The organism is Chitinophagaceae bacterium, assembly GCA_016713085.1.
In the GTDB taxonomy this organism is placed as follows: Bacteria; Bacteroidota; Bacteroidia; order Chitinophagales; family Chitinophagaceae; genus Lacibacter.
This window is the reverse complement of the sequence record JADJPV010000002.1, coordinates 845213-858974: the sequence shown is the minus strand read 5'-3', so window position 1 is coordinate 858974 and position 13762 is coordinate 845213. Positions and strand designations below refer to the sequence as shown.

Sequence of the window (13762 nt, the reverse complement as noted above, 5' to 3'; positions counted from 1 at the left end):
TCGATGTAACTTTAAGGAAACACTTTCATCATGAAAAAAATAATTCTTTCATTTGCTGCCATCCTTACTTTGATGGCATTTCGTTTCTTACCTGATGAATTAAGTATTGGAAGCAGCCTTCCTTCACCTTCTGTAAAAATGAAGGATGTTTCAGGTAAAGAGTTTTCATTTAATGATGTGAAAAAGAAAAATGGGCTGCTGGTTGTGTTCAGCTGCAATACCTGTCCATGGGTTGTTAAGAATCAACAGGTAGCCACAGATGGCTACAGTTATGCTTTGTCAAAAGACATTGGAGTGATCGTTCTCAATTCAAATGAAACGCAAAGAAGCGGTGATGATTCAAAGGAACGGATGAAAGAATATGCTAAAGAACAGCAATACAAATGGCCCTATGTAATGGATGATAACTCTGTTATGGCCGATGCTTTTGGTGCGAAAGTTACTCCTGAGTGTTACCTGTTTGATAAGGACATGAAACTGGTGTATCATGGTGCAATTACCGACAATCCAAAGACACCTTCTGAAAGCACAAGAGATCATTTGAAAGTTGCTGTTGATGAACTGGTGACAGGAAAAACAGTGAGCATGACAAAATCAAAAGCAATGGGCTGCAGCATTAAACGAAAATCGTAAAAATCTTAAGCAACAGAATAAAAAAAAGGATGATTAATCATCCTTTTTTAGTTTTTTCTCAATTTCATTGATTGCATCTATACTGCCTTTATAATACTGACCTCCTTTGAAGGAAGGAATTATATATTGATCAATAATTTCTTTGGTTTCTACATCACTCATTTTCCTTTCAATACCATATCCGTTGGATATCCATATTTTTTTCCTATTTCGGCTAACGAGTATAACTATTCCATTTTTAGTTTCAGTTTCACCTATTCTCCAACAACGACCTATGTAAAAAGCATACAAAGATATCGATTCAACAGGGTGATAATCTTCTATGGTAACAAGGACTATCTGTGCAGTTTTTTGCTGATTGATTCGTTCGATTTTTAGAGCAAGTTCTTTTCTTCTGTATCTGTAAATATATCTTCAAAATCATTTACCCATCCGTAATAAGCAGGTAAACTTTCGGGACACTTATGGTTTGTAAGATTTATGACTGATGCTTCAAATCTCTCTGCATTCAATTTTGATTCAGCAAAATGCCTGTATTTCAATTTGGGATTCACAAACAAAGTCGCTGGCATCGCACCACTCCAACTGGTATCAATTTTTGGGCAAAATTCATCTGGCTTACTTTCGTCCAACCAAACAATTTCAGCAGTAAAACCATATTTTTTTGCAAAAGCACTGATCTTTTCAGGATAATTCTCATCAAAATCCAAACTCACCAGCAGCAATTTGGCCTTCTCTCCCTCATACTTTTTTGTAATTGCCTGGAAGTAAGGAATCTCTTCAATACAAGGCCCACAAAATGTTGCCCAGAAATTTACAATCAAAGCAGAATCACTTTGGTCAATATATTTCAGCAAATCTTCCATCTTCCATCTCTTAATGGATTGTGCATTCAACAAACTGAATGAAAAAATAAACAGGATGGAAAACAGGATTCGTTTCATTCTTATAAAATTACTTCAGTTCTTCCTGTATTGCATCCAGATCATCAGCCCGAAATCCCCACTCATCCAATAATGTATTGAATGTTCCGTCGTTGAGCCGTTGCTGCTGGTAATGACCGGCATTTGTTTTCTGCCGTAAGGCTTCATAAATACTCACTGCACAGGCAACAGAAATATTCAGGGACTGAATAATGCCCATCTGCGGAATCAAAAAATTACCATCAGCCATCGCTCTTATTTCTTCACTTACTCCGTTATGCTCATTGCCAAATACCAGTGCCACACTTCCTGTAAAATTTATATCATACAAACTCACGGCATCACTGCTGAGATGGGTGGTATAAATTTTTTCATATTTTTTCCTGATATCAGCAAAGCATTGTTCTGCATCTTCATACTGATGAACTGTTAACCATTTGGCTGCACTGGAAGAACTTCTGGCTCCCCACTTTTTATGCTTTGGAATTTTGTTGGTAAGAACATATACCTCCTGTATGCCAACAGCATCACAGGTACGCATGACAGCTGAAATATTATGCGGATCAAATACATTCTCAAGTACAACCGTTAAATCGGGTTGTCGTTTGCGGAGGACTGATAGTAATCGTTCACGGCGTTCTGGAGTCATAAAACGAAATTAATGGAAAATAGCTCTGCTGCTTAATCAACTCTTTTATATCTCTTCATCGGGCGTAGAAATTTTATTCCATTTGCTGTTTGAAATCTTGTTGCAACCTGACGCCAGCTGCCATTACCCGAACGCCAAACGATAAAGTGCAGATGCGGAAACAGCGTATACCCTGTTTTTCCGCTATAAGCAATCGGCTGTCCCTGTTTTACTGTGTCACCAACATTTACCATTGCACCATTAAATTGCAGGTGCCAGTAACCTGCCCTCGATCCATCATTGTGCTGAATAATAATTACATTACCATAAGGACGGTAATCCCTGTTCCAGCCACCTTTATCTCCATCTTCTTTCACCCGTACTACCACACCTTCTCTTGCTGCACAAACAGTTGTTCCACGTTTCATTTTAAAGTCAAGTGCTGCACGGTTCTTATGTGAGAAATGGCTGAAATATCCCTGTACCAGCATATAAGATTTGTGATTTTCATATGGCAGTTGATACACAAAACTGGTATCATCTTTCAATTTACCTTTCTGCAATTGTTTGATCGTTGCACGTACAGGATCTTTGCTGACAGTGCAGCTGCTAATCATAACCACTATTGAAAATACTGTTATCAGGCACAAGGCTTGTTTAAACATATAATGCAAAAATACGGAGAGATTAGTTGGTATATAGTGGTCAATGGTCATATTATACTTGTAAGATTCGTTTCTGCAATTACTGGCTTTCGTTTACAAAATCATATTAATACGGATACTTGGAATACGAAAAACCTGCTGAGCAAAAAAGAAGAGTAAATTGCTAAAATTAACCGTTCGTATAAAATCGTTCACTGAAAGTAGACAAAACAAAGTTTTTGTATACTTTCCATTTATCAAATAGAGTAAGTCGCTGTAATTGATGAGATATAACTCCACTCAGTATGAGAAAATATTTTATAAATGTAATTTCACTTTTTTTTCCCTGCATAATTTGTCTTCATTATCAATCTGTTGCACAATCTTCCCAAGCCGACACTTTTTTTTATAAGAAAGCAATCGAAAACACAGTTTTACTTTATCATAAGCAAATGGGTAATCAACGTGGTGTATTCAATGGAGTCAGTTATTATGGATATACATTCCCATTTGAAGAAGGTCATCCATATTTTAGTTCAGGCAATCCTGAACAAGGTTCTATTGTTTACGATAGCATTTTCTACCCTGACGTTCTTTTATCTTATGATGAAGTAGCTGGCGTTGTAGTGCTTCATCAAAGCAACCTCCTCATTCAATTATTATCAAATAGAATATCCCGTTTTGAAATTTTAGCACACAACTTTATACATATCACGGAAGATGAGCTCGTTCAGCCTGCTATTAAGCCCGGGTTCTATGAACTTCTATATGAGGGGAAAAGTGCGCTTATTAAAAGGAAACAAAAAAGATCAAAGACTTTTTCAGAACTAAAGGAGAAGGGGTTTTGAAAAATATAGAGACAGAAACAAAATACTATATTCAAATGAATAACCATATCTACACAGTAAAAAATAAACAGTCAATATCCCAAATTTATAATGACAAACGTGATAAAATTGATCTCTTTATACAAATTCAACAATTAAGCTATAAAGAAGACAGAGAGCGTATGTTGATTGAGGTAACTGCATTTTATGACCAGATAACAAAGTAAAATGACAATGCCCCGGAATATACTGTTTACAATTGTTCTTTTCAGTTTCCTGAATACTTATGGTCAAAAAGACACATCAACCGTTCTTGTTACACTAAAAACTGAAAATATTTCAATAACTGACCTTGTTAAACTGTTGGAAAAACAATCAGGTTATTATTTTTATTACGATCTCCAGCAGTTGGATACGCTAAAAGTCACTGTAGATTGCGTGAACCAATCCTTTCTGTCAGTTTTAAACCAGGTGTTTTCGAAAACTCCTTTTGTTTACGAAATAGACAATGAGAAGCATGTGTTTATTAGTAAAGAACGAAAGCCAAATCTTAAATTGTCAGATGATTTTTTTACATCCACAAAAAAAAATAACGTAAAGTCTGAATATGAAGTTACTTATGAAGTGACTGAAAATCGTGAAGCCAACCCTGTCAAACCAACTGAAAAAGCCTTGTTGGAAAACAAATTGTATGAAGTTGGGGACAGATCTTCACCAAATAAGCAAAGTACAGCTACCATTGCCGGTTACGTAAGTGATGCAAAAACAGGAGAGCCAATTGCAGGTGCTTCTGTATACATTGATAAAACAGGTTTTGGAGCAACAACTGATGAATATGGTTACTTTTCACTTTCCTTGCCGAAAGGCAAGCATATACTCAACATCCAAAGCCTTGGCATGAATGATACAAGGCGACAGATCTTCTTACATAGTAATGGCAAATTGAATATTGAATTAGTCTCAAAAGTAATGACGCTGAAGAATATCACTATTTCTGCACAGAAAATTACTAATATAAAAGGTACGCAAATGAGCGTACAGAAAATTGATATTAAAACCATCAAACAGGTTCCGGTTGTTTTTGGTGAAGCTGATCTTTTGCGTGTAGTAACCACTCTTCCGGGTGTTAAAACTGTTGGTGAGGCAAGTACAGGATTAAATGTACGTGGTGGTGCTGCAGATCAAAATCTCATTCTGTTTAATGAAGCCACGATTTATAATCCATCCCATTTTTTTGGGATGTTTTCTGCCTTAAACCCTGAAGTGGTAAAAGATGTTGAATTATTCAAAAGCAGCGTCCCTGTTCGTTACGGTGGTCGACTTTCATCAGTTCTCAACATAAATAGCCGTGAAGGGAATAAGAAAAAAATGGCTGGCTCGGCTGGTGTTGGCTTGTTAACGAGCAGGCTTGAACTGGAAGGTCCTTTAGTAAAGGAAAAATCATCGTTCATTATTGCAGGACGAACCACCTATGCAAACTGGCTGCTGAACCTGTTACCAGATCAATATAAAAACAGTCAGGCTGCATTTTATGATCTTAATCTCAATATTAGTCATGAGATTAATAAAAAGAATACTATTTATATTACCGGATATATGAGCACCGATCGGTTTAATCTCAACAGTGATACGTTGTTTGGCTATGGCAATAAAAACATATCAGTAAAATGGAAACATATTTTTAATAATAAATTCAACAATGTTACTGCAGCAGGTTACGACAGTTATGAGTATTACACATCAAGTAATTATTTGCCCGCTACTGGCTATAAACTGAATTTTGCTATCAACCAAACATATTTCAGAACACACTTCAATTATTACTTAAACAATAAGCATAGTTTCGATTTTGGATTAAATTCTCTTTTTTATAAATTAAACCCTGGGTCGTATCAGCCTTTTGGTGATGAATCATTAGTTATTTCGGATGTAATTGCACCAGAGCAGGCACTGGAAAGCTCCTTATACATAAGCGATAAATATAAGTTCAACTCATTTTCTGTTGATGCAGGAATCCGTTACAGTGTTTTTAATTATCTCGGGCCGAAAAACATAAATCGTTATGCACCAGGACTCCCTGTTACAGAAGCCAATAATATTGGATCAGACAAATTTGGAAATGGAGATTTTATTAAGACTTATGGCGGTCCTGAAATTCGCTTATCATTGGTTTATCTCTTCAACGACAGCTTCTCAATCAAGGCTGCGTTCAATACACAACGCCAGTTTATTCATTCTATTTCAAACACGGCAGCCATGTCGCCAACCGATATCTGGAAGTTGAGTGACCCCAACATTAAGCCACAGTATGGAAGTCAGTTTTCCCTCGGTTTATATAAAAACTTTGCTTCAAATACAATTGAAACTTCAATAGAAGCATATTATAAAAATATAACCAATTATCTTGATTATAAAAGCGGAGCAAAGCTGGTAATGAACCCTAACCTCGAAAGAGATGTATTAGGCACCAAGGGGAAAGCTTATGGTGTTGAGTTGCTGATTAAAAAGACAGCTGGCAAACTAAATGGGTGGATTAGTTATACATGGTCACGTATTCTATTAAAAGTAGATGACCCACTGGCCGGGGAAATGATCAACAATGGTAATTACTATCCGGCAAACTATGATAAGCCGCATGACATTACGCTTATTAGCAACTATCGTTTCAATCACCGTTTTAGTGTATCATTTAACTCTACTTACAGCACAGGACGGCCCATTACTTTGCCAATAGGCTTATTTTATTATGCAGGAGGGCAACGAACACTTTACACAAATCGAAATGCCTATCGAATACCTGATTATTTCCGCTCAGATATTGCAATGACTATTGAAGGCAATCATAAGGTTCACCAAAAATTTCACACTTCATGGACATTTGGTGTGTTTAATTTAACTGGCAGAAAAAATCCCCTATTCAGTTTATTATGTGTCGGAGAATGGAGCAATCAATGGCTATAAACTATCCATTTTTGGAAGTGCTATTCCTTATGCAAACTTTAACATCAAGTTTTAAAAAATGAAAAAACTTTCTATATACCTGTTGCTTTTTTTGCTGCTTGCTGGCTGTAAAGAAAACTACAACTGACCCTTCATATCCCCAATACAGGTTTTCTTGTAGTAGAAGGATCTATTAGCAGTGGTCAGGGAAACACGACCATTAAATTAAGCAGAACACTAAAACTGGAAAATCAATTGCAGAGTATTAAATACGAAAAAGGTGCTTTGGTAAAAGTGGAAGGGAATGATAACAGTTCATATAATCTTACAGAAAGCAGTGAAGGAAATTATACTGCCAGCAACCTGCCCCTGAACTCAACTGTGCAATACAGGTTGCGAATTAAAACAGCAGCAGGAAAAGAATACCTGTCTGATTTTGCTGACGTTCAAGCCTCTCCTCCAATTGACAGTATTACATGGAAATTAGAGAACGGAGGTCTTCAATTATATTTAACTACAAACAATCAGCTTAATAATACCCGTTACTACCAATGGGATTATATTGAAACATGGGAAATAAAATCGCAGTTCGCATCTATGCTGAAATTCCAGGGATTTAAAGACAGGTTTAACAGAGATAGTTTTTCAATAGCTTATCGTGACAGTGTAAACTTTGGTATTGACTCCTCAATATACAGGTGTTGGCAATCCAATACATCCAGCGAATTACTTATTGGTTCTTCAGCAAAACTGGAAAGGGACTTCATTTACATGCCAATTGCATTCGTATCAGGAGGTTCGGAGAAATTGAGTATCCTGTACAGTATCAACATAAAACAATACGGGTTAAGTAAAGAAGGCTATGAATTTCTTGAAAAACTCAAGAAAAATACGGAACAACTGGGAAGTATTTTTGATGCACAGCCGGGTGAATTAAAAGGAAATATTCATTGTGTATCTGATCCGTCCGAGCCAGTGATAGGTTATGTAAATATTTGCAATATTACTGAAAGACGAATTTTCATTTCAGCACAGAATGTGGGAGGGTGGAATTTTTATCCAATTACCTGTTCTTTTTCTTCACTTACAAACGTCAGTGATACTATAATTAAAAAAATGGCAGGAGTAACTCCTACTCTCCCTTCAACATATGCTACTCCTCCAACATTTCCACCTAAAATTTTATCTTTTGATGTTGCATCGAGTGAATGTGTAGACTGTACTGTAAGAGGCTCAAATGTTAAACCATTTTTTTGGCCATAACCCGTGTATAACCGATGAAATATATAATCAATATAAATTTTACAAAACAGAACCCCTTGAAGAGGAAATTAGTGAATAGTTTGATTGGCTTTCTGGTTGCTGTTTTTTTGGCTGTACAGGCTAAAGCACAAAATCAACCGAATGAAGCTGTTTTAAATCAATTTGAAAACTATCGCCAAACTATAATACAGGAAAAAATATACCTGCATACAGATAAAACATTTTACCTGGCTGGAGAGCTTTGCTGGTTTAAAATTTACAATGTTGACGCTGTGGTTCACAATCCTCTTGATTTTAGTAAACTGGCTTATGTAGAAATTCTTGACAGAAATAATCATTCCGTATTGCAAACCAAGATAGCCTTGAAAAATGGTGATGGTAATGGTTCTTTACAATTGCCTGTTACTTTGATTTCAGGCAGGTATAAACTAAGGGCTTATACAAATTGGATGAAAAATTTTAGTGCTGATTATTTTTTTGAAAAAACACTCACCATCGTTAATTCAAAAAAACCAGCAGAAGATACAATTGTACAATCGATAAAAAAATACGATCTCCAGTTCTTTCCAGAAGGTGGTAATCTGGTTAACAATATTGAGAGTAAGGTCGCCGTTCGAATGGTTGATAAAAATGGGAAAGGAATAAATATCAGTGGAGTAATTATTAACGATGCGAATGATACAATTCTTCAGTTTAACACAGTGAAATTTGGTATTGGGCATTTTAATCTGAAACCAGAATCTGGTCAAACCTACAGGGCACTCGTTGCTCTCCCGCATGCAGAAACCGTATCAGAGCAACTGCCCGAAGCATACGAAAATGGTTATGTAATGCAGTTAACGGATCATGATGCAGACCAGCTTAAAGTTACTGTTAAAGCTGCAGGACATGATTTTGATTTCAATCCAGTGTATTTGTTTGCACATACCAGAAATTCAATAAAGCTTGCTTTGTCAGGGAAACTTGAATATGGGGCTCTTGATTTTTTGATTGCTAAAGATAAATTAGGTGAAGGCATAACACATTTCACCCTGTTTGACGCAAGTAATCATCCTGTTTGTGAACGTTTATTTTTTAAATACCCGGAAAAACAACTGCAGGTAATGATGGAAACTGATTCAGCAGATTATGGTGTTCGGAATAAAGTAAATATTAACATATCAGTAAGTGACAGTAATGGAGAACTAAAAAAAGTAAAATGTCAATGGCTGTTTATTTGACTGATTCGCTGCAACCTGCAGATGAAATGAATATAGGAAATTATTTATGGCTAACTTCTGACCTAACAGGAACGATTGAATCACAACAATATTACTTTAGCACAAATACACCGGAAGTTCATGAAGCGATGGATAACCTTATGCTTACACATGGATGGAGAAGATTTAAATGGGAAGATATACAGGAGAGAAATAAACCAGTATTAAAATTTTTACCAGAGTACAATGGCCATATTGTTACAGGAAGAGTGGTAAAAACCGGATCAAACTTACCCGAAAAAGATATTCCCGTGTATTTTTCTGTAGTTGGAAAGCGATTACAGTTGCACACAGCCTTAAGTGATACAAACGGAAAGGTAATGTTCAATAACAAAGATTTTTATAATGAGGGTGAAATTATTGTTCAGGCGAATTCACAAAAAGACAGTTTGTATAGTGTAGAGATTGACAACCCTTTTTCATCTGGTTATGCAAACAGACCATTACCCATTTTCTCTTTGCAGCAGTTGAAGAAACCGGAATTAGAAAAACGTCATGCAGCTCTTCAGATACAGGCTGTTTACAACAATCAAAAATTTAATCAATACAATACACTAATTGATAGCAGTGCCTTTTTCTTTAAGCCGGATATTACATACTTACTGGATAATTATGTAAGATTTACAACAATGGAAGAGGTAATGATTGAATACGTGAGAGAAGTTAAAGTAAAGAAAATAAATGGGAATTATCGATTTTCTGTATACAACATCAATCAACAGCTATTTTTTGACGAAGATCCGCTGCTGCTTCTCAATGGAGTACCTGTTTTTAACGGTAATAAACTAATGTCGTATAACCCATTGAATATAGAAAAGCTGGAGGTCATTGAACGAATGTACCACTTTGAGAACATGCTTTTCAGTGGAATTGTAAATATGGTTACATATGGTGGCAACCTTAGTGAATATGAGTTGGATCCCAATGCTACTGTTATAGACTATGAAGGCCTCCAATTACAACGAAAGTTTTTTTCCCCTGTTTATGAGTCAAAAGAACAGTATGAAACCAGGCTTCCGGATTACAGAAACGTTTTGTATTGGGCTCCCGATATTATAATTAATGAAACGGGGAAAAAGGAAATCAGCTTTTATTGTTCCGATTTGCCCGGTAATTACGTAATTGTATTGCAAGGTCTTTCTGAAAATGGTAAAACTGGCAGTCAAACGCTGCAGTTTCAAGTGAAAAAATGATACCAATACGTTGAATAAAAATTTCAATGCTGATTAATGAGCGTATCTAAATCATTTTGAAAAAGACAGGAAGCCCATTTTATTGAATCAAATGCCAACCTTATATTTGTTTGTAAGTGACAAAAATCAGTACAGTAAAGCGTTGTACAATACTTCAACTGTATGAAACGCTTTTTCTGCGTTCCATCTTTTATCTGGTGACGGCAACTTGTACCCGGAGCAGCAATAATGGTTTCTGCTTCCTGTTTACGGACAGTTGGGAATAACACGAGCTCTCCTATCTGCATCGACACATCATAGTGTTCTTTTTCATATCCAAAAGAACCTGCCATACCACAACATCCTGAAGGGATAGCTTCCACTTTATAATTTTCCGGAAATGATAACAGCTTAACTGAACCTGCAAGCGAACCAACTGCTTTCTGCTGACAATGCCCATGCAGCTGGATTAACTTTGATTCTTTGGTAAACAACTCTTTACTGATCATTCCTTTTTCTATTTCTTTAACAAGAAATTCATCAATGAATAATGCATTTTTCGCCAATGACTTTGCAGCAGCCAGGTTTTCATCTGTTGCCAGGTCAGGATATTCATCACGGAAAGTTAAGATGGCTGATGGCTCAATGCCAATCAATGGTGTTTCCTCAGTAATTAAATCCTTCAGCAATTCAATATTCTTATTGGCGATCAGTTTTGCTTTTCTTACCAACCCTTTCGACAGCCAGGTTCTTCCGCTTTCTTCATGTTGAGGAATCACTACTTCATAACCTAACTTCTCCAATAACTGAACAGCAGTGATACCAATATGTGCATCGTTGTAATTGGTAAACTCATCACAGAATAAATATACTTTCCCTTTAACTATTGGCTTTGGGTTGTTGGTTGTTGGTCTTTTCCCAAACCAGTCTTTCAAGGTCACTTTCGATAGTGTCGGCATTGAACGCTTCACAGCAAATCCAACAGTACGTTTTATAATATTACTGGTAAAGTTATTTGTCATGAAGAAATTGTAAACCGATGGTGCAACAGAACCCACTTTTGCACTGGCAGTGAAATTGGCAATCATCCTTGAACGGAAAGGAACACCATTGGCATCATAATAATGCTGCAGGAATTCTGCTTTCAGTTTCGCCATATCCACATTCGATGGACATTCACTCTTACAGGCTTTGCAGCTCAAACACAAACTCATTACATCATAAATTTCTTTATGATCGTAGCGGTTCAGTTTATTGGAATGAGTTAAGAATTCACGCAGAATATTTGCTCTTGCTCTTGTTGTATCTTTTTCATTGCGTGTTGCCATAAAAGATGGACACATGGTTCCGCCACTCAAATGTGTTTTACGGCAATCACCCGATCCGTTGCATTGTTCTGCATGCTGCAGAATATCCTGCTGATGAAAACGGAAAATGGTTTTGAACTCCGGCGTAAACTGCCCTGGTTCATAACGCAGCATTGTGTTCATCGAAGGTGTATCAACAATCTTATTGGGATTGAAAATATTATTGGGGTCCCAGCTATACTTCACCTGCTTCAGCAATTCATAATTCTTCTCTCCCACCATTTGTTTAATAAACTCTCCACGCAAACGTCCATCACCATGTTCACCACTCAATGAACCTTTGTATTTTTTAACCAGTGTGGCTACTTCTTCAGCAATGCTGCGGAAGAGTTTATTGCCTTCTTTTGTTTTTAAGTTGATGATAGGACGAAGATGTATTTCACCCGAACCTGCATGTGCATAGTGCACCGAATACAATCCATGCTTTTTCAACACAACATTAAACTCACGGATAAATTCAGGCAGATCATTTACATCCACTGCAGTATCTTCTATTACCGCCACAGCCTTTTCGTTGCCGGGAAGATTGGCCAGCAAACCAAGTCCGGCTTTACGAAGCGCCCAGATTTTTTGTATCAGCTCCAAATAAAACAGGAAAATGATAACCCAATCCTGCAGCACGCATTTCTGCTTCTACCTGTTTCGTTATCTCCAGAATTTCTTCTTTGGTTTCTTTTGCGAATTCAATCACAAGAATAGCACCCGGGTCGCCCTGTACAAAAAAACGGTTCTTGCTCTGTTCAATATTTCCCTTGGTGCATTCTAAAATATAATGATCGATCAGTTCACTTGCACTGGGTTTATATTTTAAACCAATTAGGTTGGCTCTTAATGATTCATCAATGGAATTAAAGTGCACACATAACAAACCAATTTCTTTTGGCGGTAATGGAACAACATTTAATTTAATTTCTGTAAGAAAAGCCAGCGTTCCTTCTGAACCTGCAATCAGCTGACAGAAATTAAAATCTTCACCACCTGCAGTAAACGGAGCTGTTTCAACCAGCAAATCAATGGCATAACCTGTATTGCGGCGTTCAACAGATTTTTTTGGAAACTCTTTCCTGATTTCTTCCTGGTTTTCGTAATTACTTAATAAGCTTCTTACGTTTTTATAAATCTTCCCTTCTAAATTATCCAGTTCGCATTTCTGATGAAACTCATCAATCGATAATGTTTTGAACACTGTTTCAGATCCATCACTCAATAACGCTTTTACTTCAAGCAGATGTTCTCTTGTACTTCTGTACACAACAGAATTACTTCCGCAGGAATTATTGCCCACCATTCCGCCCATCATGGCACGGTTGGCTGTAGAAGTTTCAGGGCCAAAGAACAAACCATGCGGTTTCAGAAACATATTTAATTCATCACGGATAACACCCGGTTCCACACGAACCCAGCTCTCTTCTTTATTCAGTTCAAGTATTTGAGCGAAATTTTTTGATACATCAACGATGATCCCATTGCCCACAACCTGTCCTGCCAGTGAAGTACCTGCCGTGCGTGGAATAACGGATGTCTGTTCAGCAGCAGCAAAGGCAATCAGTTTTTTAATGTCATCTTTTGTTTTGGGAATGGCAACAGCCAACGGCATTTCCCGGTAAGCCGATGCATCGGTAGCGTATAAAGTCCTGATTGTATCGTCAAGAAATAAATCCCCTTCTAATTCTGCTTTCAGTTGCTGCAACTTCTCCTTCATCTCAAATAGTTAATGTATGAATGCACTCTTTTCTTGTAGCGAAATTAAGACATGAAGGAGGAATGACTGTTAGTTTCGTTGATTTAAAAGAATTAATCAGCAATTAAGAAGCTATTAAATAAACAATAGCTTCCAACATACAACTTAAAAAAGTCGGGATGACTGGATTCGAACCAGCGACCCCTTCGTCCCGAACGAAGTGCGCTACCGGGCTGCGCTACATCCCGAATACCGGTAATAACAAAAAAACTTCACTCTTCAGTGAAGCCTTTACAAGTCGGGACGACAAGATTCGAACTTGCGACCCCTAGCACCCCATGCTAGTGCGCTACCGGGCTGCGCTACGTCCCGAACTGAAAACCGAAATTCATCACTGAATTTGTGTGGGGGGCAAAAGTAAGATT

The 13762-nt window shown here is 37.1% G+C and carries 9 protein-coding genes, 2 tRNA genes and 2 pseudogenes; 6 read left to right on the top strand and 7 right to left on the bottom strand.

All coding sequences use genetic code 11. The annotated features are described in order from the left end of the window. The first annotated feature begins 30 nt into the window (after positions 1-30). A complete protein-coding gene (locus tag IPK31_16605) occupies positions 31-633 on the top strand; it encodes a redoxin domain-containing protein (protein MBK8089417.1) in 603 nt (200 codons plus the stop codon). A 33-nt stretch (positions 634-666) separates the two neighbouring features. Here the strand turns inward: IPK31_16605 and IPK31_16600 are convergent, their stop codons facing one another. Genes IPK31_16600 through IPK31_16585 form a run of 4 tightly spaced genes read right to left on the bottom strand, consistent with a single transcriptional unit; the run spans position 667 to position 2801 of the window. Continuing rightward, a complete protein-coding gene (locus IPK31_16600; protein MBK8089416.1) occupies positions 667-1041 on the bottom strand; it encodes a TPM domain-containing protein in 375 nt (124 codons plus the stop codon). Next, the gene (locus IPK31_16595; GenBank protein ID MBK8089415.1) at positions 1008-1577 is read right to left on the bottom strand and encodes a TlpA family protein disulfide reductase; all 570 of its coding nucleotides are present in this window, start codon (positions 1575-1577) and stop codon (positions 1008-1010) included. Before IPK31_16595 ends, IPK31_16600 begins: the two co-directional genes overlap by 34 nt. 10 nt (positions 1578-1587) lie before the next feature. Beyond that, positions 1588-2205 carry an RNA methyltransferase gene (locus tag IPK31_16590; protein MBK8089414.1) on the bottom strand — a complete coding sequence of 206 codons (618 nt, stop codon included), beginning with the start codon at positions 2203-2205 and terminating at the stop codon, positions 1588-1590. 32 nt (positions 2206-2237) lie between these two features. After that, the gene (locus IPK31_16585) at positions 2238-2801 is read right to left on the bottom strand and encodes a M23 family metallopeptidase (protein MBK8089413.1); all 564 of its coding nucleotides are present in this window, start codon (positions 2799-2801) and stop codon (positions 2238-2240) included. Positions 2802-3133: 332 nt separating this feature from the next. Between IPK31_16585 and IPK31_16580 the strand changes: the two genes are divergently transcribed. The 5 genes and pseudogenes from IPK31_16580 (at position 3134) to IPK31_16560 (ending at position 10310) form a co-directional block, all read left to right on the top strand. Beyond that, positions 3134-3676 (top strand): hypothetical protein, encoded by a 543-nt coding sequence (locus IPK31_16580; GenBank protein ID MBK8089412.1) that lies wholly within the window; start codon positions 3134-3136, stop codon positions 3674-3676. A gap of 207 nt (positions 3677-3883) precedes the next feature. Then, positions 3884-6671 (top strand): annotated as a pseudogene (locus IPK31_16575) (TonB-dependent receptor). Positions 6672-6739: 68 nt separating this feature from the next. Then, complete coding sequence (locus IPK31_16570; GenBank protein ID MBK8089411.1) at positions 6740-7858, top strand: DUF4249 domain-containing protein; 1119 nt, start codon at positions 6740-6742, stop codon at positions 7856-7858. A gap of 56 nt (positions 7859-7914) precedes the next feature. Next, positions 7915-9078, top strand: a complete 1164-nt coding sequence (locus IPK31_16565) for a hypothetical protein (protein ID MBK8089410.1) — start codon at positions 7915-7917, stop codon at positions 9076-9078. Beyond that, positions 9063-10310: a hypothetical protein gene (locus tag IPK31_16560; protein MBK8089409.1), complete on the top strand. Its 1248-nt coding sequence runs from the start codon at positions 9063-9065 to the stop codon at positions 10308-10310. Before IPK31_16565 ends, IPK31_16560 begins: the two co-directional genes overlap by 16 nt. 126 nt (positions 10311-10436) lie before the next feature. Here the strand turns inward: IPK31_16560 and IPK31_16555 are convergent. From IPK31_16555 to IPK31_16545, 3 genes and pseudogenes are all read right to left on the bottom strand, one after another. After that, positions 10437-13358 (bottom strand): annotated as a pseudogene (locus IPK31_16555) (FAD-binding protein). Positions 13359-13511: 153 nt separating this feature from the next. Beyond that, positions 13512-13585: transfer RNA gene (locus tag IPK31_16550), tRNA-Pro, on the bottom strand. A gap of 50 nt (positions 13586-13635) precedes the next feature. After that, positions 13636-13709 (bottom strand) — tRNA-Pro (locus IPK31_16545). Positions 13710-13762: the final 53 nt, after the last annotated feature.